At 68.7% G+C, this 24610-nt stretch carries 20 protein-coding genes and 1 pseudogene; 14 read left to right on the top strand and 7 right to left on the bottom strand.

All coding sequences use genetic code 11. The features are described from left to right. Positions 1-21 precede the first annotated feature (21 nt). From P2L57_RS18185 to P2L57_RS18175, 3 genes are all read left to right on the top strand, one after another. On the top strand, positions 22-1698 hold the full coding sequence (locus tag P2L57_RS18185; RefSeq protein WP_275815705.1) for an NAD(P)/FAD-dependent oxidoreductase: 1677 nt from the start codon (positions 22-24) through the stop codon (positions 1696-1698). Further along, complete coding sequence (locus P2L57_RS18180; protein ID WP_275815703.1) at positions 1695-3152, top strand: ATP-binding protein; 1458 nt, start codon at positions 1695-1697, stop codon at positions 3150-3152. Before P2L57_RS18185 ends, P2L57_RS18180 begins: the two co-directional genes overlap by 4 nt. 457 nt (positions 3153-3609) lie before the next feature. After that, on the top strand, positions 3610-4116 hold the full coding sequence (locus tag P2L57_RS18175; RefSeq protein ID WP_275815701.1) for a Dps family protein: 507 nt from the start codon (positions 3610-3612) through the stop codon (positions 4114-4116). A gap of 96 nt (positions 4117-4212) precedes the next feature. Here the strand turns inward: P2L57_RS18175 and P2L57_RS18170 are convergent, their stop codons facing one another. Continuing rightward, positions 4213-4464, bottom strand: a complete 252-nt coding sequence (locus P2L57_RS18170; protein WP_275815777.1) for a SpoIIE family protein phosphatase — start codon at positions 4462-4464, stop codon at positions 4213-4215. A gap of 553 nt (positions 4465-5017) precedes the next feature. Then, positions 5018-5806: an Atu4866 domain-containing protein gene (locus P2L57_RS18165; protein WP_275815699.1), complete on the bottom strand. Its 789-nt coding sequence runs from the start codon at positions 5804-5806 to the stop codon at positions 5018-5020. Positions 5807-6609: 803 nt separating this feature from the next. On the opposite strand from P2L57_RS18165, the gene P2L57_RS18160 reads away from it, so the two are divergent. After that, complete coding sequence (locus P2L57_RS18160; RefSeq protein ID WP_275815697.1) at positions 6610-6864, top strand: hypothetical protein; 255 nt, start codon at positions 6610-6612, stop codon at positions 6862-6864. Positions 6865-6997: 133 nt separating this feature from the next. On the opposite strand, the gene P2L57_RS18155 is transcribed toward P2L57_RS18160, so the two are convergent. After that, positions 6998-8224: a GDSL-type esterase/lipase family protein gene (locus P2L57_RS18155; protein WP_372515746.1), complete on the bottom strand. Its 1227-nt coding sequence runs from the start codon at positions 8222-8224 to the stop codon at positions 6998-7000. Between the two features lie 728 nt (positions 8225-8952). Then, complete coding sequence (locus tag P2L57_RS18145; RefSeq protein ID WP_275815695.1) at positions 8953-9684, bottom strand: glycosyltransferase family 2 protein; 732 nt, start codon at positions 9682-9684, stop codon at positions 8953-8955. A gap of 478 nt (positions 9685-10162) precedes the next feature. Here P2L57_RS18145 and P2L57_RS18140 point away from each other — a divergent pair, with 478 nt between their 5' ends. From P2L57_RS18140 to P2L57_RS18130, 3 genes are all read left to right on the top strand, one after another. Continuing rightward, the gene (locus tag P2L57_RS18140) at positions 10163-10840 is read left to right on the top strand and encodes a response regulator transcription factor (protein WP_275815693.1); all 678 of its coding nucleotides are present in this window, start codon (positions 10163-10165) and stop codon (positions 10838-10840) included. A gap of 68 nt (positions 10841-10908) precedes the next feature. Continuing rightward, positions 10909-12177, top strand: a complete 1269-nt coding sequence (locus P2L57_RS18135) for a sensor histidine kinase (RefSeq protein ID WP_275815691.1) — start codon at positions 10909-10911, stop codon at positions 12175-12177. 96 nt (positions 12178-12273) lie between these two features. Then, positions 12274-13308, top strand: a complete 1035-nt coding sequence (locus P2L57_RS18130; RefSeq protein WP_275815688.1) for an endo alpha-1,4 polygalactosaminidase — start codon at positions 12274-12276, stop codon at positions 13306-13308. A 445-nt stretch (positions 13309-13753) separates the two neighbouring features. Here P2L57_RS18130 and P2L57_RS18125 read toward each other — a convergent pair whose 3' ends face one another. Next, positions 13754-14050, bottom strand: a complete 297-nt coding sequence (locus tag P2L57_RS18125; protein ID WP_275815687.1) for a muconolactone Delta-isomerase — start codon at positions 14048-14050, stop codon at positions 13754-13756. A 69-nt stretch (positions 14051-14119) separates the two neighbouring features. On the opposite strand from P2L57_RS18125, the gene P2L57_RS18120 reads away from it, so the two are divergent. The 3 genes from P2L57_RS18120 to P2L57_RS18105 all read left to right on the top strand — a co-directional run bounded on the left by P2L57_RS18120 (position 14120) and on the right by P2L57_RS18105 (position 18269). Beyond that, complete coding sequence (locus P2L57_RS18120; RefSeq protein WP_275815685.1) at positions 14120-14428, top strand: ArsR/SmtB family transcription factor; 309 nt, start codon at positions 14120-14122, stop codon at positions 14426-14428. Positions 14429-14565: 137 nt separating this feature from the next. Further along, the gene (locus tag P2L57_RS18115) at positions 14566-15519 is read left to right on the top strand and encodes an FAD-dependent oxidoreductase (protein WP_275815682.1); all 954 of its coding nucleotides are present in this window, start codon (positions 14566-14568) and stop codon (positions 15517-15519) included. A gap of 668 nt (positions 15520-16187) precedes the next feature. Beyond that, the gene (locus tag P2L57_RS18105) at positions 16188-18269 is read left to right on the top strand and encodes an alkaline phosphatase family protein (protein ID WP_275815680.1); all 2082 of its coding nucleotides are present in this window, start codon (positions 16188-16190) and stop codon (positions 18267-18269) included. Positions 18270-18538: 269 nt separating this feature from the next. On the opposite strand, the gene P2L57_RS18100 is transcribed toward P2L57_RS18105, so the two are convergent. Beyond that, the gene (locus tag P2L57_RS18100) at positions 18539-21256 is read right to left on the bottom strand and encodes an ATP-binding protein (RefSeq protein WP_275815773.1); all 2718 of its coding nucleotides are present in this window, start codon (positions 21254-21256) and stop codon (positions 18539-18541) included. A 574-nt stretch (positions 21257-21830) separates the two neighbouring features. Beyond that, complete coding sequence (locus tag P2L57_RS18095; protein WP_275815679.1) at positions 21831-21974, bottom strand: hypothetical protein; 144 nt, start codon at positions 21972-21974, stop codon at positions 21831-21833. Positions 21975-22146: 172 nt separating this feature from the next. Between P2L57_RS18095 and P2L57_RS40775 the strand changes: the two genes are divergently transcribed. The 4 genes and pseudogenes from P2L57_RS40775 to P2L57_RS18075 all read left to right on the top strand — a co-directional run bounded on the left by P2L57_RS40775 (position 22147) and on the right by P2L57_RS18075 (position 24560). Continuing rightward, complete coding sequence (locus tag P2L57_RS40775) at positions 22147-22587, top strand: transposase family protein (RefSeq protein WP_372515750.1); 441 nt, start codon at positions 22147-22149, stop codon at positions 22585-22587. Positions 22588-22738: 151 nt separating this feature from the next. Next, positions 22739-23581 carry an endo alpha-1,4 polygalactosaminidase gene (locus P2L57_RS18085; RefSeq protein WP_372515744.1) on the top strand — a complete coding sequence of 281 codons (843 nt, stop codon included), beginning with the start codon at positions 22739-22741 and terminating at the stop codon, positions 23579-23581. A gap of 62 nt (positions 23582-23643) precedes the next feature. Next, positions 23644-23989 (top strand): annotated as a pseudogene (locus P2L57_RS18080) (transposase); the annotation flags it as partial. Between the two features lie 391 nt (positions 23990-24380). Next, positions 24381-24560, top strand: a complete 180-nt coding sequence (locus P2L57_RS18075) for an Atu4866 domain-containing protein (protein WP_275815674.1) — start codon at positions 24381-24383, stop codon at positions 24558-24560. Positions 24561-24610: the final 50 nt, after the last annotated feature.

Raw genomic sequence — 24610 nt, 5'->3', positions numbered from 1 at the left:
TCAGCTCGGGACGGGATGCCCATGGCTCAGGCCGTCAATCCAGCGCGGACCGTTCTCATGACCGTGGACGACGATCCCGGAGTGTCCCGTGCCGTCGCCCGTGACCTGCGGCGACGCTACGGCGAGTCGTACCGCGTGGTGCGCGCGGAATCCGGGGAGTCCGCGTTGCACGCTCTGCGGGAGCTGAAGCTGCGCGGCGACCTCGTGGCGGTGATCGTCGCCGACTACCGCATGCCCAACATGAACGGCATCGAATTCCTGGAGCGGGCACTCGACGTCTACCCGGGCGCGCGGCGGGTGCTGCTGACCGCCTACGCGGACACCGACGCGGCCATCAACGCGATCAACGTCATCGACCTCGACCACTACCTCCTCAAGCCCTGGGAGCCGCCCGAGGAGAAGCTCTACCCCGTCCTCGACGACCTCCTGGAGGCCTGGCGGGCCACCGACCACCGGTCGGTGGCCGTCACCAAGGTCGTCGGACACCGCTGGTCGGCGCGCTCGTCGGCGGTACGGGAGTTCCTCGCGCGCAACGAGGTGCCGTACCGCTGGTACTCCTCCGACGATCCCGAGGGCCGCCGGCTGCTCTGCGCCGCGGGCCAGGACGGCCTGCGGCTCCCACTCGTGGTCACCCCGGACGGCACGGCTCTCGTGGAGCCGGCGGACCGGGACCTCGCCGCCCGGGTCGGACTGGCGACGACACCGACGGCCGACTTCTACGACCTCGTCATCATCGGCGGCGGACCCGCCGGCCTGGGAGCGGCCGTGTACGGCGCCTCCGAGGGACTTCGCACCGTCCTGGTGGAACGGTCCGCCACCGGCGGACAGGCGGGCCAGAGCTCACGCATCGAGAACTACCTCGGCTTCCCCGACGGAGTCTCCGGGGCGCAGCTCACCGACCGGGCCCGGCGCCAGGCGGCGAAGTTCGGCGCCGAGATGCTGACCGCGCGCGAGGTCACCGGGTTGGAGATCAACGGCGCCTCCCGTGTCGTCCGGTTCTCGGACGGCTCCGCGATCGCCGCGCACGCCGTGATCCTGGCGACCGGCGTGTCGTACCGGCAACTCGACGCGCCCGGGGTGGCGGAGCTGACCGGGTGCGGGGTGTTCTACGGTTCGGCGCTGACCGAGGCGGCCGCGTGCCACGGCCACGACGTGTACATCGTCGGCGGCGCGAACTCCGCGGGCCAGGCGGCGATCTATCTGGCCCGGGGCGCCAAGTCGGTGACCCTCGTCGTGCGCAGGGCCTCCGTGACCACCTCGATGTCGCACTACCTCGTCGAGCAGGTCGAGGAGACGCCCACGATCTCCGTGCGCGCCAACACGGTCGTCGACGCCGCCCACGGCGAGCACCAGCTGGAACGGCTCACCCTGCGCGACACGCGGACCGGCAACACCGAACTCGTCGACGCCCAGTGGATGTTCGTGTTCATCGGTGCCGCCCCGCTCACCGACTGGCTGGAGGGCACCGTGCGCCGCGACCCCCGCGGGTTCATCCTGACCGGCCCCGATCTCACCCCCGACGGGCACCCACCAGCCGACTGGGAGCTGGACCGGCCGCCGTACCACCTGGAGACGAACGTCCCCGGCGTGTTCGTCGCGGGAGACGCCCGCGCCGAGTCGGCCAAGCGTGTCGCCTCCGCCGTCGGAGAGGGAGCCATGGCCGTCATGCTCGTGCACCGCTACCTGGAGCAGTCATGAACAGCCGGCCGATGCCGTGCAGTCGCGAGGAGCTCGCCTCCCTGTTCCTGTTCGAGGAGTTCGCCCCCGACCAGATCGACCGGTTGTGCCGGGAAGGCCGCGTGGAGGAGTTCGAGCCAGGACCCGTCTACGCGGAGGGCGCCCCGGCCACGTGCTTCTACGTGCTGCTCGAAGGGACCGTCGTCCTCTCGCGCCGGGTGGGGGACTACGACGTGGAGGTCACCCGGACCTGCGATCGCGGTGTGTACGCCGGAGCCTTCCAGTCCTACCTGGGCGACCGCGTGCAGCAGGTGTACAACAGCTCCCTGCGCGTCACCGAGCGCTCGCGGTTCTTCATGCTGCCGGCGGAGAGTTTCGCCGCGATCATGCGCGAGTGGTTCCCGATGGCCGTGCACCTGCTGGAGGGGCTCTTCTTCGGGACCAAGAGCTTCCAGGCCGCCGTCGGCCAGCGAGAACGGCTCCTGGCCCTAGGGTCGTTGTCCGCGGGGCTCACCCACGAGCTGAACAACCCCGCCGCCGCGGCCGTACGGGCCACGTCCGCGCTCCGGGAGCGAGTCGCCGGCATGCGCCACAAGCTCGGCGCGATCGCGGCGGGTCCGTACCGGCGCGACAGCCTGGAGACCCTCATCGAGGTACAGGAACGCACGGCGGAGCGCGTCGCCAAGGCCGACACACTCAGCCCGCTCGAAGCCTCGGACCGGGAGGACGCCATCTCCGACTGGCTGGAGGACCACGGCATCGCCGACGCCTGGCAGCTCGCGCCGACCTTCGTCCAGGCCGGCCTCGACACCGACTGGCTCGACCACGTCGCGGCAACCGTGGAGGAGGGCACCCTCGAAGGCGCGGTGCGCTGGCTCAACTACACCGTCGAGACAGAACTGCTCATGAACGAGATCCAGGAGTCGACCAACCGCATCTCGGCCCTCGTCACCGCGGCCAAGCAGTACTCCCAGATCGACCGGGCACCCTACCAGATCGCCGACGTGCACGAACTGCTCGACAGCACGCTGCTGATGGTCTCCGGGAAGATCGGCCGCCGCATCAGGGTCGTCAAGGACTACGACCGTACCCTGCCGAAGATCCCGGCCTACCCCGGCGAGCTCAACCAGGTGTGGACGAACCTGATCGACAACGCGGTCTCGGCGATGAACAGCACCGACGGGGAAGGCACGTTGACGGTGCGCACCGCGCGGGACGGCGACCGCCTCCTCGTCGAGTTCGGCGACACGGGCCCCGGCGTGCCCGAGGAGATCCGCGACCGCATCTTCGACCCGTTCTTCACCACCAAACCGGTCGGTGAGGGCACCGGCCTCGGTCTGGACATCTCCTGGCGCATCGTCGTCAACAAACACAACGGCGACCTGCGGGTCGAGTCCGTCCCGGGCGACACCCGCTTCCAGGTGCGCCTCCCGCTGACCTCCGCCGACACCGGCGCCGCGCAGCAGCCATCATGAGGCGTTCCCACGGAGAGCACGGCTGGTTGAGAGGTCGGTGGAGCTGGTGCTTCCCACATGCATCAGGATGATGGCACCCGGGATGAGGACCTCCATGACGCGGTCGATCCTTGAACCACGACGATCCGTTCGCTGCGTATGTCCGTGAGATATGTGAGCAGTAGTCGCCCTCGGCTCGCGGTGCCCACTCCGGGATTGCGGTCGGTGAATGTGGCTGCTCGAGGAAGAAACACCGCCCGCAGCCCAACGTGATCCGGAAGGGCGCGCCCGATCGTGTGAACGTACTGGCGGCATCGTCCGGGCTGGGCTGGTGCGACGCGTGCGGTCGATGGGATCGAGCCCCACGAAGGTTGAGTGGCGGCCGAGAAAGATCTTTGTAGGCTCGGTGGCGTCGGCCAACGGCCTCCCGCGTCCGGGCCCGGCCTGTCGCTACCCCTACCTCCGAAGGAGAGCTGTCATGACCTCTTCCGATTCCCCTGGGGCCTCCCGGCGCTCGGACGAGGATGTCGCCGGGTTCACGGCCTCGCCTCAGCTTGCCCGAGCCTTGCAACAGATTGTGGTGGACCTGATCGAACTGAATCTGCAGGGGAAACAAGCCCACTGGAACGTGGTCGGCCACAACTTCCGGGATCTCCACCTGCAACTGGATCAGATCGTTGATGACGCCCGGGAGGCGGCCGACACCATCGCCGAGCGCATGCGGGCTCTGGGGTCTGTTCCCGACGGGCGTTCTGACACCGTGGCGGCGACCACCACTCTCCCGCGTCATCCGGAGGGCGAGCAGAGTGTCAGCGCGGTGGTCGATCTCATCACCGTGCGCCTGCGCGCCACCGTCGATACTGTGCGCACCTTCCACGACCAGGTCGACAGCGAGGACCCCTCGACGGCCGACCTTCTACACACAATCATCGACTGCTTCGAGAAACATGCCTGGATGGTCAGCGCGGAGAATCGGTCCGTCTGAAGCTGGTCCTCTGGTTTGCCGCAGACTGGCGCTAAAGGCTCCGCGCTCTGTCCGCCCGCTTCTGCGGCTGCCCCCGGGCCAGACCTTTTGACGGGGTTACCGTTCCCGGCGGACGGCGAGCAGGGCCGCGTCGTCCGTCAGCCCTGTGCCGACGTAGGCCCGTACGTCCACGAGTAGCTGGTCCAGCAAGGCGTCCGGCTCCCCGTGCGGCAGCGTGGCCAGGCGTTGGGCGAGCGGGTAGAACCGGTTGGCCGCGTCCCGTGCCTCGGTCACGCGGTCCGTGTAGAGCAGCAGAAGATCACCGCGGTCGAAGGTGAGCGATCGGGCGCGGTAGTCCCCGCCGACCAGGCCATGCTCGAAGTCGGGCGCGTGCGTCGGAGATGAACAGCGCAGGGTTGGAATACTGACTCTTCACCAGTACGCGACTGGGGCGTGGTTTGTCCGGCAGGGAGGCGAAGCGCGCCCGGACCTCGGCGTCGGCCGGTGCGGCGGTTGCCTGGGCGCGCCTCCCTGCGCTGAGGGCCTCGGCACGCTGCTGGGCGACGCTCTTGCGCCGGGCACGCCAGGCATCGGGATCAGTCAGGTGGCGGTCGCCGGGCGGCACGTCCATCCCGGACTCTGCGAGCACCGCACCCCGACCACCCTGCTGAACCACCCGGACACCCTGCTGCGGGCTGTGCGATGTCGTGATCAATCTTGCCGATCCGGATCCGTCGGGAGGGCGGATCCGGTACGAACGAGACCGTGACGCGCAGGCAACTCACCGATGACCACTGGACGTTGATCGAGCCGTACCTGCCGATCGGCGAGTACGGCCCGTACCCAGAGCGGCTGCGGGATCAGTTCGCAGGGGGATCTGGCGGGCCAGGTCGCCGTTTCCCCAGGAGTCGCGCACCCAGGATCAGGACTGTCGCTGCGCCGACCCGAGCGAGGGCCGGCCCAGCTTCATGACGTAGCCCGCGTGGTGCAGTTCGTCGCCTCGGAACTCTCCGTAGGCCCAGAAGCCGAGGTCGTCCAGGTAGTCGATGCGGTCGCCGTCGATCCAGTAGCGGCCCTGGTAGGCGTGCGGTCGGCCGCCCCGGGTCTCGTCGTAGCGACCGTCGGCGGTGAGCTCCTGGTGCAGGAAGTCCATCTGGTCGATCCAGACGCCGACCCGCGGACTGCCGGTCAGGTCCGGTGCGGCCGGGATGCCCGCCTCGGGGGCGGTGGCCCTGCCGGGGGCGTCGGTGCCGGCCCACAGGACAGGCCGGCCGCCCGCGACCAGTGAGCGGACCTGCTCCGGCCGGGACATGAGCGTGGCCACCGCGGCAGGCACGTCGGCGGCGAGTTCGTCGGGCACCACCAGAAAGTCGGTGCTGTTGCCCGGGGTCAGCGTCGCGACGTACTCCGAGCGGCGGCCACGGCCGCCCGCCAGCGCAACGGTGTCCACGACGGCGGGGACGATGGTCATGCCGGTGCAGTCGACGACGATGGCGTTGTCGTCCTCCGCAGCGGTGACGATGGCAGGGCCGACAGCCACGATCAGGGCGCCGATGAACAGAATGTCGGCGCCGGTCATCGTCCCGATCAGCGGGTCCATCGTCAGGATCCGGGCGTTGGTGAACAGGACGGGACGCCCCCCGTCGTTCGAGAGGATCTCGTCGAAGGCCTCGGGGTTCCAGCTCACGGTGTCGGTGTCGGTGATGCTCATTGGATGCTCCTCAGCAGATGTTCGGCAGCTACAGCGGCTGCTTGACCACCAGGTTCGTCGCGCGGCGGAATCGGAACCAGGCCGCCCTATCCCCAGGTGCGCGGCACCCACGGTCGGTACCGCTGTTCGTAATCGGGGCCGTGGGGCGGCCCTCACCAGCCACCACTCGCGGCCCTCCCCTGCACTGCGCACCGCTGCCGCACCGCGCGAAAGGCCCAGCCGCTCGCGATGCTGGGTGCGTGGCGCCCAGGAAGCCCTCACCTGGGGAGACGGCGGCCTGGTTGCCATCGCCCGCCGGGCCGACGGTAGAGCCATGACCAGCAACGACACGCCCCGCGACTCGCACCCGTACTCGGGATGTGGGTGACCGCGGACGGCTTCATCCGTCAGGAACTGCTGAGGATTGCGGCGACGGCGCAGTCGATGGCGTTGGACCACGACACCTTTCATGTCCGTTGATGGAGCGTCAGTCAGCGGATGGACTGGCGAGCGTCACGGACGAAGCCGTTCCGCTGCCGTCGCTACCGCCCGTCTGCAACCATCGGAGCGTGGCGGCGGGAGAACGAGCAGATGCGGAACCTGCACAGACGGCGAACGATGCGGCTCGTTTGGAGTACATCCGGGGGGAGTTCGAACGTCTGGCGCGCGAGTCTGCTGCGAAGAGTCAACGTGCGGCCCGCAGGTCCCGCTTTTGGTCGGCAGCTGACGTAGTCCTCGGGTTGCCGGCGGTGGTTCTTGCGTCCGTGTCAGGGGCGACGGGCCTGTCGTCCTCTCAAGCGCGGATCCCGGCTGCTCTTCTCGCTTTGGTTGCCGCCGCGCTCACGGCGGCGGCAACGTACTTGCGCAGCGACGTACGCCATTCGCTCGCTCATCGCAGGAAGAACGCCTGGCGGGTGCTGGAGGACGCCGCGCGCATGGCGGCCGTCAAGGACAGCTTCACGAACGTGCACAGCGCCCTGGCTGCCGTGGAACGCCTGCATGAGATGCGAAGGGCCGTCTTCGCCGGTCGCTATGACGACATTCTTGAAGCGTCCGGCGAAGAGCCACAACGACGTTAACCCTTCAGGCATCGGGCCTTGGCGTCTCACGCCCCCGGCTGTGCCCATGCCCAGCGAACTCGGTACCGTCACCACCGCTGTACTGCTCCTGTGGCTGCGGTCATGTTCGCAAGCCGCAGTTGGCCGGGGTGTTTCAGGCTCGTGGGGCGAGCGGTCCGCTGGTGCCGAAGGCCAGTTTGGCGAAGCGTTCGCCGATGCGGTGGTGGGTGGCGGCGTCCGGGTGGAGTTGGTCGGGTAGCGGTAGTTCGGTGAAGTCTGCCTCGCCGTACAGGCCGCGGCCGTCGAGGTAGTGCAGGTTGGGGTCGTCCGCCGTCCGTTGGTTGACGATGCGGGAGATCTCTTGACGGATGACGGCCAGTGTCAGCTTTCCGGCGGCGCGTTCGGCGGGGTCGCCCGCGGCTCGGAACTGCAGTTTCCCGGCGCTGAGGTTGCTGAAGTCCGGGGTGGTGGGGCCGGGGGTGTCTTCGTGGATGGGGCAGTGGAGGGGGGAGACGACCAGCAGCGGCGTGGTGGGGTGTCCTTCGCGGATGGTGTCGAGGAAGCCGTGCACGGCTGGAGTGAAGGCCCGTAGGCGCATCAGGTCGGCGTTGACTACGTTGATGCCGATTTTGACGCTGATCAGGTCCGCGGGGGTGTCGCGCAGGGCGCGGGCGGTGAACGGGTCGAGGAGGGCGCTGCCGCCGAGTCCGAGGTTGATCAGTTCGACACCGCCGAGGCGGGCGGCCAGTGCCGGCCATGTTGTGGTGGGGCTTGCGGCGTCGGAGCCCTGGCTGATCGAACTGCCGTGGTGTAGCCACACCTTGCGGCCGTGCTGCGGTGCGGCCTCGACGGGGGCGTCGGTGCGCAGGGCGACGAGCTGGGTGATCTCGTTGTACGGCAGCCAGATCTCGACGTCCTTGGCCCTTTCGGGCAGACCGGCGAACCGGACGGAGCCGACGGGGCCGGGCCGGGTTTCCGCGGACCCGGTGGCCATGTCCACCAACGTGACGTTGCCGCCGTGCACACTGGCCCGGCCGACCAGATCGCCGTCGACGAGTAGGTCGTACACGCCGTCCGGGCGGGGCGGAGCGCCTTGGTAGGCCATCTTGGTACGGAGCGTGTCCAACTCGATCGCGGTGGCCCGGGTACGGAACACCAGCCGTACTCCGGAGGGTTGGGCCTCCGCCATGGCCAACTGCCCGTCGGCGCATTGCGCGCGGGCCCAGGCGGGCAGCCGGTGCGGCAGCAGCCCGTGCTCGGTGCGCTCCAGGTCGAGCGCGCCGCGTAGGAGGTCCGCGGTGAGGGGCATGGTGATCCAGTCCGTCGCCCGGGGCGCGGGGGAGGAGCCGGGCGCGGGGACGGGGTTGTACGAGTTGTCCATGGTCTCAGCCTGTCAACCGGATACCTGATCCGCACATCACTTTCCGGCCCACCAGCCTCGTTTTCCGGCCCGCCGCCAGCCGACCCGCGCCCGGTTCGGCTGCTGCCGGTGCTGCACGCTCTGGCCGGCCGAGGCGTGCACGGCCTGCCCCGGGACCAGTGACGCGGAGCGAGTGCGGCGGAGGGGGTAGCCGCCGGATGGGCTTAGCCCTCGGTGGGGACGATCTGGGCGTCGGTGACCGCGTAGCGGCCGTCGGTCCAGTATGGCGCCGCGCCGGGCGAGGTCTCTTTGTCCTGCCGGTACGGGCGTCCAGGATCACTGGGCCGTTGTCCGTCTGGCCGTAGACGACACCGTGCCAGGCGCCGTTCACCTGGGGCGCGATCCGCCCTGACGAGTCCGGCAGCGACCACAGCACCTTCCCGCTGTGCGGCTCCATGCCGAACGCTCCGTTGCGGCGCCGCCCGACCGTCGCGGCTCAGGGCTCCCGCACCCGGTGGCCCCCACCAGCAGCGACACGGCGACGACCGCGCCCGCGGCGCCCCGGGCGACACCTGTGTTTCTCGTGCCGCTTCGCGTGCTGCCCTGACTCATGCCCCTTGTCCTTACGGTCAAGATCAGCTGTAGTCGAGGCAGAACCTTATCCCCAACACCTCAATGACAGTGGGGGATTGTCCCTCGGCGGCGCCCCTGAGGACCTCACCGTCTGCCGCGACTTGGTGGTGGTGCGGTTACCGCCATTTCCAGCCCAACTCCCGTAGGATGCTGGTGCGTTGCATGATCGCAGCTATTCGCGTGGCCGCTTCGGCCGGCTCCCAGTAGTGGTCCGATGCGGTTGTCTGGTGGGGATGCTTGCGATAGAGGATGCTCGGCTCCGCTACGAACTCTCCGGGTGCCACGGCCTCCGCGGCGAGGAGTAGTGCTACGGTCTCGGCTCCGGACAGTGCCTGCCATCCGCCGAGCGCGAGGACCAGGCGGCGGTGAGCGGCGAACGTGGTCGCCTGAACGGACAGACGGTCCTCCATCACCTCGCGGTAGAAACGCCCGGGCTCCACGGGGCCGCCCGCGGGATCGTAGGGGCCCGGTGCGGTGCTCCCGTCCTCATGGAGGTCGACGCAGGCGGATACGCACCACGGAACGCGCTCAAGTGTCTCGATGTCGCGCTCCAGGGCTCCCGGCAGCAGTACATCGTCCGCGTCCAGCGTGCGGATCAGGTCTCCTGTCGCGCGCGTGAGGGCGTGCGTGCGCGTCACCGCTATGCGAGCTCGCAGTCCTGTCCCGAACATGATCCTGGGGTCATCGGGCAGGCTGTTGGCGGGGATGCCTGTGGTGCCGTCCTCCTGTACGCACCATTGCCATTGCCAATCGTCCGGGAGCTTTTGTTCGCGCAGGGATTCGTAGGCGTCACCGATGTAGTGATGACCGCCGTTGTGTACGGCGGTGATGACGCTGATGGTTCGCATGGGGAGGGTCCTGTCGGGGGAGGGCTCGGCTGACCGTGATCATGACATAGGTGATGGGTCAGGGGCGTGGCGGTCGGTGTTCGGCGACCGTCGCGCCGGCGAACACACTTCGTGCTGTTGCTACGTACCGCCTCGTGCTGGTGTCGCGCGGAAAGGCCGGACGGTGCCGTGCCGTGCCGTGTGGGCCGGGGCAGCCGCCTTTGCGCTGCGTCGTACCCGGAGTTTTAGTGATGCTCCGCCACCGGGCAGGAAGGCCTCGAAAGTTCGCTGTTGTCGCTGGTCAGGGGCCCATCCGGGGGCATCTGGCGGACGGGCCGTCATGTGGTGGGGAAGTTGCCGCATTCGTCCGAAGTGGTACCACGCATGATGGGGAGGGCGTCCGGGCCGTGATCGGCGCACTGCCTACAATGGACATCCGCCACGCCAGCCCGCCCGTCATCAGTCGACCGGCCGGGCGAGGACGACCATGAGGTGTTCCATGCGAGTGCTCCTGGTAGAGGACGAACCGGACCTGAGCGCGATCGTCGCCTCCGGCCTGCGTGCGGCGGGCTTCTTCGTCGACACGGCCGACGACTGGCCGGCCGCCGACGAGCTGTTGCACGTCAACGCGTACGACTGCGTCGTCCTTGACCGGCTGGTCCCGCACGGCGACACGCGGCACGAGTTGCAGCAGCGGCGCCGGGCAGGCTGGTCGGTCCCGGTGCTGTTCCTCACCGCGCTCCACACCGTCGACGAGCGCATCACAGGATTCGAGCATGGCGCCGACGACTACCTGGTGAAGCCGTTCGCGATGGCGGAGTTGGTGATGCGGGTACGGAGCCTGGCCCGGCGGGCCCAGGAACGGCTGCCGGTCTTCCTGCGCTGCGCGGACCTCGAACTCGACCTGGCGCGACGGGAGGTACGCCGTGCCGGTGTCCTGCTGTCACTTACCCGCAAGGAACTGGCCGTGCTGCACCGGCTGTTGATCAGCTCAGAGCAGGTTGTCACCAAGGGCGAGCTGTTCCGCCATGGATGGGACGAGTCGGCTGACCCCTCGTCGAACGTCGTCGAGGCCGTCGTGGCCGGTCTGCGGCGCAAGCTCGGCGGTCCCCAACTGGTCCACACGGTCTGGGGGGAGGGCTTCCGGTTGAGCGCGTCGCCCATGGCAGGCCGGTGAGGCAGCGCCGTCCAGGACCGGGGGGACGCTCTCCCGCCCACCGTGGCATCGCCCGCCTGCGATGGCGGATGACCGCGGCTTACACAGTGATCACCGTCATCGGGCTGGCGGCGCTGTCAGGGCTGGTCATCCGCACCGACTCCCGGTCCTGGCGGTCCAGCGAATACGACGAGATGCGCCGCAGGGCCAACGTGGTCACCTCGCTCATCTACTACGACCACGACCGCGTCCAGCTCGATGGGCTCTACGATGACGAGGCGACCGCGGGCAACCCCCAGGTGAGCGTCCTGCTCAAGCAGGGTCGCGACCCAGCCGCGTTCAGGCAGGTCTTCGCGAGCAGGCAGGGCCGCTTCCCGGTCTCGCTCGCGCGCCTGGCGCAGCCCGCCAGCACCGCGGCGACCGCCGACGACACCGTCATCTCGGCCGGGGCGGACGACACCGGACACCTGGTCTACTTCCTGGCAGCCCCGTTCTACGTGGATGGCACTCAGCAGGTGGCGGGCGCGGTCGTCGTGATCGGGGACCCGGCGCACGGCGCTGCCGAGCACCACCGCCTCGTCCTCACCCTCCTGGCCGGCTGCGCGACGCTCACCGCACTCGGCGGTGCCACCGGGTACCTGCTGTCCGGGCGCAGCATGCGTCCGGCACTGCTCAGCCTGGAGCAGCAGGAACGGCTGCTGGCCGACGCAGCTCACGAACTACGCACACCCGTCGCCGTGATGCGTGGCGCGGTGGATGTCGCGGAGGCCACGCCATCCGCACTGGCCGTGCATCTGCCGCGCATCCGACGGGCCTCCGACCGGATGTCGGACGTCATCGAGAACCTGTTGGTCCGCGGGCGCCTGCAGGCCGGTGTGGACGCCGTCCGCCGGGAGCCTGTGCGGCTGGACCAGCTTGTCGAGGCGGTGTGCGAGGACTTCCCGCCAGGCGACCACCGGATCCGGCTCGACGCCCAGGAGTCGGCGGCCTGCGTGGATCCGAGTCTGGTCCGGCTGGCGGTGCGCAACCTGCTCGACAATGCGGCCCGCCACGGTGCCACCCCGACCGGGCCCGGGGCGGGCTGGGCCGACATCACGGTCATGGTGCGCGGCGCGGAGATCTCGGTGGCTGACCGGGGGCCGGGCATCGACCCGGCCGACCTCCCGGCACTGTTCGCCCGCTTCCACTCGCCGAGCGGTGGCACCGGGATCGGGCTGTCGCTGGTGCAGTGGGTCGCCGACGCCCACCGCGGGAGTGTCCAGGCCCGCCGACTGCCTGACGGCGGAACGGTGTTCGTGCTGCGGCTAGCCAGGCCCCAGCGCTCCGAGCGCCGCCCCAGGCCACATCGGGCGAGGTGAGCCCCGTCACAGGAGGCGGTCGGCTCACGAATTCCTCACGACTGGCTGACCAGGATGACGCGAAGCCCCGCTCCGCAGACGCACCCAGGAGTTCACATGCCCGGACATGCCTCACCCTTCCTCCGCCGCAAGGCCCTCGTGGTCGGCCTGACAGCCGGGGTCGTCTGCGCGGTGGGCGCCGGGTTCGCGCTGACCGACGCCTCCGCCGCCATGGAGTCACCGAAGCCGAGTGCCAGGGCGTCCCGCCACTCCTCGCCGGGCCTCTCCGCCGTCACCCGTGCCCCCGGACTTGGCAGCAGCCACGCCGCGGGCCCCACGCCCGTCGGCACGCCCTCCGCCCCGGCATCCAAGCCCGGAGCAGGTTCGCCCACGGCACCCGCCGGTGCGGCTGGCTCTGGCACGCCGGGAAAGCAGGTGGTACCGCCCACCGCCCACACCACCTTCGACTACCAGATCGGCAGCCCCTACCGGCCGGCCTCCGGGGTCGGTGCGGTCTCCCGTGACCGCGCCGCCGGGGCCGTCGCGGGCTTGTACAACGTCTGTTACATCAACGCCTTCCAGGCCCAGCCCGACGCCACGGCCTGGTGGCAGAGCGGCCACCCCGGACTCCTGCTGCGCAACGACGGCGGCAACCCCGTCATGGACCAGGACTGGAACGAAGCCCTGCTCGACGTCTCGACCGCCGCCAAACGGACCCAGCTCGCCGCGATCGTCGGAGGCTGGATCGACGACTGTGCCGCCAAGGGCTACCAGGCCGTCGAGCCGGACAACCTCGACTCCTACACCCGCTCCGACGGCCGCCTCACCGCCGGTGAGAACGCCGCCTTCGCCCAGCTGCTCGTCCAGCGCGCACACGCCGACGGGCTGGCGATAGGTCAGAAGAACACCGCCGACCTGCTCGGGCAGCACGGCACCATCGGCTTCGACTTCGCCGTGGCCGAGGAGTGCGGCCGCTACAACGAGTGCGGAAAGTTCGCCGACGCCTACACCAACCGCGTCTTCGTCATCGAGTACGACGATGCCGACTTCCACAAGAGCTGCTCGACCTGGGGGGACAAGCTCTCAGTCGTCCTGCGCGACCGCGACGTGACCGCTCCGGGGTCCGCCGACTACGTCTTCAAGACCTGCTGAACGCACCCCGGGGCGACGCAGCCCCTCGGGGCGGTGCGCCGTAACGGGGCGGACTCGCCGGATGCGACGGCCACGGTTGGTAATCCGGCAGCACTTTGGTATCCGCGCTGGTTAGACCCATGTCTTCGAGTGCAGTGGCGGTCTGACGTGCGGTCATGTTGCCGGATGTGGCTGGTGCGGGGCCCGGCGGTTCGTGACCGAGCCACGTCGCCTTCGCCGACGAGGAAAGAGGCGTTTTGGGCGTCTCGTCCGACCGCAGTGTCCTCAACCTTCTCATCGAAGGTGACGGAGGACTGCCCGGACGGTCGACGGAACCCATCTCGGCGCTACGGCAAAGGTGATCGCGGCACCGGCGGCCTCCTACAGCCCCGGCCGGTTCCTGCCACAGCGCCCTCAGACACGACGCCGATGAAACCGGCCCTCGGGGATCGGCCGGCCGGGGGTGTCAGGGGTGCGCGGCCTTGGCGGCCGCCACCATGGGGTGGGTGGCCAGTGGGGTGACGTCGATGTCGGCATAGGGCCGGATCGGCAGGCTGTCCAGCACCTCCTCCAGGGCATCTGCGTCCGCAACGGTCCAGACGCCGATGTTGGCGCGTTTGCCGGGCAGGCGCCAGAAGTGCCGCAGTACGCCCTCGGCCATGAGTTCTCGGCCCCGGACACGCTCCTGTTCGATGACGTCCTTGCGATCGTCAGCCGGTAGGTCGTAGGCGCGGGACGCGTCGACGCGCACCAGAAAGTCCATCGTCCTCTCCATTCTTGAGGCCCTTTCATCGATATTCGTCGAACATCGATGAAAGGGTACGCTAGTCGCATGCCTCGTCAACCCGACCACCCCGACCTTGGGGCAATCCCACTCGCCCGAGTCCTCTCGGCCCTGGGGGATCCAGTGCGACTGCGGATCGTGGCGGTGGTCGCGGATCGCAAGGAGCATCCGCGCGAGGACTTCGAGGTAGAGGTGGGGTCGTCCACCCTGAGCCACCACATGAAGACGCTCCGCGAGGCGGGGCTGACCCGGCACCGGCTGGAAGGCACGCGCTGCTTCGTGTCGCTGCGGGAGGAGGCGTTCCAATACTTCCCGCATGTCTTGGAGGGCGTACTGCGAACGCTCACAGCGGAGTAAGTCGAGTGACGGATGGCGAACACCGACCGGGTACTGGGCAATTCGGCGGCCGATCCAGTCAGGGTCGTGCCCGCATCCCTTGCCGTTGTGGCCGGGCTCCGTGCGGAGCGCGCAGCCGTCGACGGCCCCCTACTGGCATGGCCGGTCGTCGTCCCGCGCCACACCCGTCCCTCGGCGGCGCGGCGACCACCAGCTCCGTGCTCACCTTCTGCGGCTTCTTCGACCAGCACCGCGAGCAAGTCGTCGCCGGGGTCGGAGCCGAGATCCTGTTGCGGCTCAGGCGACGCGGCGTCTACCAGGAGCTGGCCGCAACCTCTGCGAACGGGGACGCGACCCGATCGCTGGCTGAGAAGACCGTCAGCGTCGATCACGACGCGGGACTGAACGTCGGTTGGACCGGCAACCACTTCGTGCTGCTCGATCTGGACACCACCAAGCTCGTCTACGACGAGATCGACACGCAGGCAGGCGTAAACGTGCGCCTGCACAGCACCGTGGTCGATGCGACCCGCGACCAGCAGGGGCTGGTGAGCGACATCGTGAACAACAGCCGCGGCGGCAACGAGCGCATCACCGCCGACGCGTTCGTCGACGCGAGCGGCGACGGCGCACTGCTCGCCGCCGTCGGTGCGGGCCTGCTCGTCGTCCCCGACGGCCAACGCCAGACCGGCACGCTGGTGTGTCGACTGGCGAACATCACCTCCGACGCCGACCTGTCCGCTAGGGGCATCCGGGCCGCGCTCGAAGCCCACACCGAGAAGACCGGTATCCGGTTCGCCCGTGATCACGGCATCACCGTGCGCCTGCCGGTGACCGAGCCGGTCTTCCTCCTCACCGTCGATCAGCGGACGGACGCGCTCGACGCCGAGGCGCTGACCAGGGATGAGATCAGTGCCCGCCGTAAGGCATGGGAGCACCTGCACGCGTTCCGCGAGCACCTGGACGGCTGGCAGGACGCCCATCTGGTGGAAACCGGACCGCAGATAGGCATCCGGGAGCGCAGACATCTGCTCGGTCACGAGGAACTGACCCACCAGGACGTCCTGAGCGGTCGCAAGCGCCCGGCGGAATCCATCGGCCGCTGCGGCTGACCCATCGAGGACCAGGCCGCCCCCGGCGTGACCAACTACCAACCGATCGCCGAGAACGGCTGGTACGACATCCCATTGGAGCGATCACCTCGATCGACACCGCCGGCCCTGACCACGATGCTCACGGATCCGGCCCCTGAGCGGCATGTCACGGTCTGCCCTCGAACGGTTGGTGGCGGTCTCGCAACCGTACTGGGACGCCCTGGCCGAGGCGGCTTTCCAGCGGTGCTTCCACCGCCCGCGCAGCTACCTTCACCCGCAAACCAGCAGCCTGGACCACTTCCACCGACTCCTGGCAGCCCTGTTGCGCCGCCGCAGGGCACTGACCAGCACGTTCCTGGCCGCTGGGTGTCGGCCGAACCAACTTGTCCATGCGTTATGTCAGCGCCGCAGCCGCCGCGTCCTGATAAGTCGTCACACATCATCGCCATCCGGTGGCTGTCCTCATCCCGGCGGCTGACTCTGCCCAACAACGCAATGAAGATCACGACTTACGGCTGTCGTGAAGGGCGCACCCCACCACATACACACAGAAGTTGAAAACCTCGCAGTCGATGTCCTGCTGATAATCGCTCGGCCGGAGTTCACACGGAGTTGGTGTCCACTCGCTTCGATGAGCGAGCCGCAGCACCCAGCCCCGACTATCCACGCCCATGTGAGGAGTTTCCATGGCCCCCGATCCGATCACCTCGACGCCCGAGTCCGAGCTCGGCGACGGACCCGAGACGACGACCGGCACCACCCGCCGTCGGTTCCTCCAGGGAGCGGGGGTCGCCGCCGGGACGCTGGTGCTCGGCGGGACCGCCGGGGCGGGCGGCGCGTACGCCGCTCCGAAGCCAAGGCACGTCTTGCCGAAGGGCTTCAAGGGCAACATGTCCGACCTGAAGCATGTCGTGATCCTGATGCAGGAGAACCGGTCCCTCGACCACTACTTCGGCACGTTCCCCGGCGTACGCGGCTTCAACGACAAGCAGGCGCTGCGGTTCCAGGACGGCACTACCGTCTTCCAGCAGAAGGACGGCAGCGGCAAAATCGTCACCCCACAGGTCGACGACGGCACCTGGGGCAACGACCACGGAGCCTGGGGCAACGTCGACCATCGTAAGTGGGATCTGTGGGTGCAGCACAACGGCGCCAGCTGCATGAACCACCACAGCGACGCCTACATGGGCTTCTATCACTCGGTCGCCGCCCAGTACACCATCGCCGACCAGAACTTCTGCTCTGAGTTCGGGCCGACCGACCCCAATCGAAAGTACCTGTGGAGCGGTACCGCCAACAGCGAGACGGGCAACATCGATGAGTCCAACTACTCCCGTCCCTGGATCACGGTGGCCGAGCAACTCCAGCAGGTCGGCATCGACTGGCGGCTCTACTCCGACAACAGCGGCAACGGGCGACAGGGTTACATCAGCACCTGGGTCGGCGACTACGGCGACAACGAGCTGAAGTACTTCAAGGGGTTCGACCCGGAGGGGCTGAGCGCCGACGACCCGAAGCTGCGGCCCGGCACCGGGCTGATCTGGCGCGGCAACGCCACGTACTACTCCGGCATGACCTCGCCGAACAACGACTCCGATGAGAACCTCGACGCGGTCCTCAAAAACCTCCATGACGCCTGCCAGCCGGGCGCGGAACACCCGCTGCCGGCAGTCTCCTGGATCGTGGCGCCGTACGGCTGGTCCGAGCACCCGAGCGCGGACACCCTGCACGGCGAGCGCTACGTCAAGAAGGTGCTCGACATCCTGCAGAGCAACCCCGATATCTGGAACCACACCCTCTTCATCCTCAACTACGACGAGAACGATGGGAAGTTCGACCACGTGCTGCCGCCGTGGCCTGAGCCGGGCACGGCGGGCGAGTACGTCGGCGACTACCCGCTCGGCTTCGGTCCGCGGGTGCCGATGCTGCTGGTCTCGCCGTGGACCCGCGGCGGGTACGTCGCCTCGGAGGTCTTCGACCACACCTCGACGATCAAGTTCCTCGAGACCTGGGCGGCCCACCTCGGCAAGCCGTTCCGCTGCCCCAACATCAGCGACTGGCGGCGCTCGATCGCGGGCGACCTGACCAGCGCGCTCGACTTCGCCTACCCGCAACCGGGGCCGGCCACCTTCCCGGACCCGCTCGCCGAGCAGTCGGTGTCCATCGCCGCCGACCACATGAAAGCGCGCCCGCTGAGCTTCCATCCGCACGCGACGATCTCGGAGGACCGCGCGTCGGGGACGGTCACCGCCAGGATGACCCTGACCGGCGGCCCGAAGGACAAGGCCTTGAGCTTCCAGGTCTTCCCCGACAAGTACCAGGCGTTCTCCAGCACGCCGTTCACCGTCACCGCGCGCAAGCCGCGCGAGTACACCTGGGACGCCAAGGCCACCGACGGCAAGTACGCGTTCTCGATCTACTCCAACGACGGCTTTGTGCGCTCCTTCGCCGGCCAGGTCGCGCCCGCTGGAAAGAGGGACGGTGGCCTGCCGCGCGTGGATGTCGACCTGCTGAAGGGCGAGGGCACCAAGCACGAGGCTCAGGTGAAGCTCACGTTGCACAACGACGGCACCAAGCCGGTGCACTACACGCTCACCGCTAGTGACTACCTTGGCCGTACCCAGAAGGTCACGGTGGACCACGGCAAGACGAGGGTCGTCATGTGGCCGACCCAGGAGGGCTACTACGACGTGGTCGTCACCGTCAACACCGACACCACCTGGACGCAGCGCTACGCCGGCCGGATCGCCACTGCCGGAAAGGACTGATCGGCCAGGACATCCGTGGCGACGGCGGCCGTGTGACGTCGAAGGGCCCGCGCACGTTGCGACACGGACCCGGTCCGCGGCCGGCGCGGCCAGGTGGTCCAGCAACTCGCGGCTGAGCCCGTTAGGCGAGACGGTCCCCATGCTGCCACCGTCGAAGGCCGCGCCTGCCTGGTCAACCGACACACTGTCAGCAACCTCGATCAGACGGGCAGTCATCGTGGTCATCAGATGTCTCCCATGTTCAGGCCGCCATCCAATTCATGTCACTCCTACTCTTGGCTCCGTCCGCGTCGGCTTCCCGGAGACGGTCGCGACGCAGGAGGTGAGACGGGTGCGGTGGTTACATGCGGGTAGTGGCCCGCGTGTGTGAGGCCGTTGGTGAGTGTGGTGCGGGCGTGTTCGGCGAGGTGGTCTGCACCGCAGCCGGTGGCGGTTTCGATACCGGAGGTCATTTGCTGGGCTGCCTCGGGCAGGCGCCCGGCCCGCAGCAGTAGTCCGCCGTGGTCGATCAGGGCGCAGGCCAGTTCGTAGCGGGCAGGGGAGCGCTCCAGGTGGTCGATGGCTGCGGCTAGCAGGGGCTGGGCTTGATCGTCGTCGGACAGTTGGGCGGTGACGTGTAGGGCGCGGCCGATGGCGCTGGGGGTGCCGAAGGCGCGGGCGCGGGCGAGTGCGGTCTGCGCGGTGGTTCGGGCACGGTCGGGGTGAGCGGCTCGGGCGAGGGCGAGGTCGAGTTGCCAGCGGCACCAGGCGGGGTTGTGCATGCCGAGGTCCTCCAGGGTCCGTCCGATCTGGCTCAGGAGGGTTTCGGCCTGTGTGGTCTGCCCGCTTGCGAGGAGGAGTTGGCCAAGTGCGGCTTGCATGTCCGGGAGGACCCCGGTCGCTGAGCGTGGTTGGGCTTTGGTGAGCTGTGCGGCGACGGCCTGGGCTTCGTCGATGCGTCCGCGGGCTAGCAGGACCTGCAACAGGCAGCCGGCCGCGTAGCGTTGGGCCGGTACCTGTCCGCTGACGCGGTCGGCGAGGTTCTGCCCGGCGCGAACGCAGTCCTCGGCCTGGTCGAGCCGCCCCGTGCGGTAGTAGACGTAGCCGAGCAGGGTGTGGGCGAGGGACAGGGGGGATCCGCGCCAGCCGTGCCGTTCGAATTCGGTGATGGCTTGGGTGAAGAGTTCCTCGGCGCGGGCGGGTTGGTCGCACATCATGTACACGAGCGCGACGATGACGGGTACCTCGAAGCCCCAGTCCTCGTCTGCCCATGCGATGCCCGGCGCGAGGGCCTTGTCCGCATAGGTCAGGGCCACGTCGACGGGTTCGGCGCGCATGACGGCGTCGGCGGCCCGCAGGCCCAGGATGTGCTGCTCGGCTCGATGGCGCCCGTCCAACCGTTCGGCGAGCCTGGCCAGCCGTCGCGAGCGGCCGTGCACGTCCTCCGCGTCCACGCGGAACCGATCCCACAGCAGGTGCTCGGCCCGCATCCGCAGCCGGGTGGCCGGGCTGTTGGTGCGGCGGGCCTCGGCGGCGACCAGATCGACGGCGTCGGGCAGCCGGTCGTTGTGGGCGAGTGCCTGAGCCAGTCGGTATACCACGGCCTCGCGCAGCGCAGGGTCGCACTGGGGTGCTGCCAGGGCCGCCGTGAGACGTCTGACGGCGGCCGCGGGGTCGGTGGGCAGGTCGCAGCGGCCAAATTCGAACAGAATCGCGGCCTGTATCTCGGGCGGCGGCGGTTCCCGCAGGGCACGGGCGAGGAAGCGCCGGGCAGCGTCCGGTGCGCCGCTGAGCAGCGCCTCACGGGCCGCGTCCCGCAGGCACTGAACGGTGGCCGGGTCGCCGTCGGGGTGCGTTTCCAACAGGTGGCGCGCGGCGGCCGTGGCGCCGTGCCCGGCGTCGAGGGCGAGCTGGGCCGCCCGTCCGTGCAGGGCCACACGCATGGCTGCGGGGATCGCTTGATACACCGCGGTGGCGATCAGCGGATGCCGGAACTCCAGGCTGTCTTCCGCGGACCCCTGTGCCAGGCCATCCGTGGCGGTGGTCAGAACTCGCGCACGGCACAGCTGTTCGGCGGCATCCCGGGCCTCGAGCGGGGCCAGTGCGGCCACATCTGCCACGAGTTGGGGGGAGGTGCCGGTGCCGAGCACGGCGGCGGCCCACGTGAACCGGACGGCCGCTGGGCCGAGTCGGCGGATGCTTTCGACGAAACCGGTGCCCTTGATGCGGGCAGCCAGGCTGCGTAGATGGCAGATCTGCTCCGCATCGGGCGTCAAGCTCCGCTCGCGGAAAGCGGCGGCGAGCTCGATGGTCTCGAACGGATTGCCTGCGGTCAGTGCCCAGCATTCCCGGCGAAACGCCTCATCCACCTCAACGCCCAACCACTCGCTCAGCAGCAGGCCCGCCGCCTCCTCGGTGAGCGGCGCGAGATCGTACGGGCGTGAACCATGCCGCGCGGCCAACTCCCGAAGCCTCGAGCTGACCGCGGGTCGCTCATCGGGGCGGTAGGCAAGGATCACCAGCATCGGCAACTCGTCGACGCGCGCTACGAACCCGGCTAGCCAGTCCAGCGACTCGCCGTCCGCCCAGTGCGCATCGTCCACCACCAACACCACCGGAGCCCGCCGTGCCGACAGGTGGGTGACCACCCAGTCCAGACCGTCCTGCACCCCCTGCGGGTCCGGCGGCGGGCCGGCTTCCGGAAGCGTCAAACCCAGTGCCGAGCCGAGGATGTCGAACCAGCAGCCCAGCATGGTCCGCGCCTCCGCTTCCCCCACGGCGGCGAAGAACGGCTGAAACAACTCCCGCACGACATGGAACGGCGTGCACGCCCGCTGCTGACAGCCCCGCGCCCATAGCACCATGCACCCGTGAGCCGCAGCCCGGCGCCGCGCCTCACCCAACACGGCCGTCTTACCCACCCCGGCCGACCCGGCGAAGAGGAGTAAACCGCCCTCCCGAGCCCCGAGACTCTCCTGCGGCGGCCCACACAATTCCGCCAGGGCCATCTCCACGCCCCGCAATTCGACCTTACGTTCGAGTAACTTCCCTACTAGGCGACCCGTCCACCGCAACGTCGCGGCGCTCCTCGCCATGGCCCACCCCCTGTCATGTGACACTCGCCCATGCATACAGAATGAGACAGTGGCATCACCCTCCGTATTCGCGCTAGGGTGCTTCAGCCTTCCGGGGCAACCCGCGATCCAGCAGGTTTACCCGGCGGCCGCGTGGCACCGTCCATGACCGCGGTGCGGTGCCGGCAGAGCGTTTCGCATGACCGAGCCGTTCGTGCGACGGAAGGCCCCACAGCCGTTGTCGCCGCGCCGCACCACTGAGTTCTCTCTGCGACGCGGTCGATCTACCCGGTTCCACCGGCGGCTATGACGAGTCTGAGCTCCGTAGTTGGCGACACGCCCTAATCTGCGGCGATAGCGTCGCGACGGTGCTTGAGCCAGTGAGGTTTTCCCAGCGAGATGACCTTCGCGGACTGGGGCGATCCGCTCGTTCCCGAGCGGATCGGACGAGCGGTACCTGGCTTCGAGCAGACGTAAAGCCCCTGGTAGAACAGGTCTCACCACAAGATCATGTCCGTAGCTGGCCCGCGACGCCGGAGTGCCCCAGGACACCGGCTACCGCTACCTGCACGAAGGCATCGACGTCCTCACCGACCAGGCTCCCGACCTGCACGAAGTCCCGGCCCGATGTCACCGCGAGGGCATGTCGCACGTCATCCTGGACGGCACGCTGATCGAGTCCGACCGCCTCACGGGCGTCCGCGAAAACGGCAACGACCTGTGGTTCAGCCAGAAGCACAAAGCATTCGGCGGCAACATCCAGTTCCCGTCCGCGCCCGACGGCACCCCGCTGCGGGTCTCCGACGTCGAACCCGGCTCCACCCCTGACATCAACCGCCGCCCGCATCCACGCCCTGCCCGCTCTGTACAAGGCGGCGGCCGATGGCCTCCCGACCCTGGCCGACAAGGGCTCCATCGGCGCGGGCATCGGCATCCGCATCCCCGTCCGCCGCCCAAAGGGCAAGTCCGAACAGGCACTTCACGTCGACACCCTCATGTTCAGCACCCTGCTGCGACACGTGAGAGCCCTCGGAGAACGCACCGCCGCCGAACTCAAGCAGCGATGGCGCACACTGCAGCGCACCACGCTCAGCCCCAGCCGGATCGGCGACATCGCCCGCGCCGCACTCGTCCTCAACGAGGCCCCGCTCCCGGATCCAACCGCCCGCTTCCATCCGGCCGTTCGACCCGCGTGTTGGAGGCGGTACCACGGCGCCGAAGGAGGCGGGAATCTGCGTGACCTACCGGTCCGGGTAACCGTTTGACTTCTGCACGGCCACAGCTATCGGACCTTCGCCATCACCGACGACATGCCGCACACCGGTAGTCCGTGGCGGGGACGCACCTACGATGTGATTGGAGTGCACCATCAGCGCTGATCATGCCGTCGATGTCCGACGCTCCTGGGCAGGGGCCGTGCTCGCCGTCGTCGCGGTAACCGTCACTGTGCTGGCCGCCTGCGACTCGCCGCGGCCAAGTGCCGCTGCGGTGCGCCTGCCCCCTGTCCACGCTGGCTTCGACTACCAAATCGGCGGTGCTTACCCCCCGCCGCCCGGCGTCGTAGTCGTCACCCGCGATCACACGGCATCCCCGGCGGCCAGCCTGTACAACATCTGCTATGTGAACGCCTTCCAGGCCCAGCCGGACGCGCAACGCGAGTGGCCCGCCGATCTGCTGCTGCGTGACGCGGACGGTCGGGTCGTCATGGACCCGGACTGGAACGAGGCGCTGCTGGACATCAGCACCGCCGCCAAACGCGAGCGCGTGGCAGTCAAGGTCAACAATTGGATCGACGAATGCTCAGACAAGGGTTTCAACGCCATCGAGCCTGATAACTACGACAGTTACACCCGTTCCAACAATTTGCTCACCGCGGACGACGCCAAAGCCTTCATCACGTCGCTGGCTGGGCACGCGCACGCCCGGGGCTTGGCCATCGGCCAGAAGAACACCGTAGAGCTCGCAGACAGCCGGTCCCGGACCAACCTGGACTTCGCCGTCGCCGAAGAGTGCGCCGAGCACGACGAGTGCGGCAGGTACGCGTCCGCTTTCGATGACCACGTCGTGGTGATCGAGTACACCGACCCGGGCATGCGTAAGGCATGTTCCACTTTCGGCAGCCGATTGAGCATCGTCCGCCGGGACAGGGACGTATCAACCCCGGACGACAAGAACTATGTCCGCAAGACGTGCCAAAGCGTGTTGCAGAAGGCCGTGATCAGGGCATTTCCCTTGTATGGGTGGGGTATTGGGGGCTGATCGACGAGTGTGGGTGGAGACGTTCACCGGGATGCCGCCAGCGCGGCGACGGCCTCCACCACGCCGCCCAGGCCGTCGCCCGCATGCACACCGCCGTCCCCGGGGAGAAGACCATCGCGAGCTGGTCCACACCCTGGCCGAGGAGGCGATGTCCCTCAACGAGTAGATTGCCGAGACCGACAAGCCCATCGAGGGCCGATTTCGCGAGCACGAACTCGCGGACACCGTCGAAAGCGTCCCCGGTATCGGCCCGATCCTCGGCGTCGAGTTCCTCGCCTTTATCGGCGGCAGCCTGAACGCGCCGAAAGGAAGAAGCACGTCCAGGCCGTGCTCGCCCTCGCCCGCCGATGCGTCAACGTCCTGTGGGCCCTGATCCGTGACCGACGGTGCTACACCGCCACACGGCCACACCGCCATCGACCGCTACGGCTTGACAACGACATCAGGAAGCCTGTTCAGGGCCTTCTGCAACACGCTTTAAACGGCGTCCCGTAAGGGTTGTTGTGTGAGGGCGGGAGCGATTCTCCCGTTCTCGCGGCTCGCAGTTGGCCGACGAGCTCCAAGAGGCTCCCGCACAAGAGGCGTAGACGTCAGCCACGCACCCCTGGCCGTGCGTCAGGCCTCTGAACAGCGCGGATGCAGTATCCGCACGTACAGCGTTCTGCGCGCCTGGTGTGATCGCCTCGATCGCCGTGGCGGAGGCATACAGGCGGCGACGCGCATGGGTGGGTGACTCGTGACCGGCCCCGACCGGTGCGCTGGGTGCCGCGCACCCAGGAGCAGACCGGCCTGGTTAGCCATGGCGCGAGTCAGAAGGATGGAGGTCGCCGAGGTGTCCGCCCGGCCCAGTGCATACCAGGGCCGCTCCTGGATCGACGGCACCCGCATCGACTATCTCGACGATCTCGGCTTCTGGGCGTTCGGCGAGTTCGACGGCGAGGTGCTGCACCACGCGGGCTACCGCTTCACCCGCCCCTGACCACCCCGCCGCGCCGGGCGCCCCCACGCGGGCATCCGGCCGCCGTCCCA

It is taken from the genome of Streptantibioticus ferralitis (assembly GCF_029223525.1).
Lineage (GTDB): Bacteria > Actinomycetota > Actinomycetes > Streptomycetales > Streptomycetaceae > Streptantibioticus_A > Streptantibioticus_A ferralitis.
The sequence above is the reverse complement of the archived record's forward strand: the minus strand, read 5'-3'. Positions and strand labels throughout refer to the sequence as shown.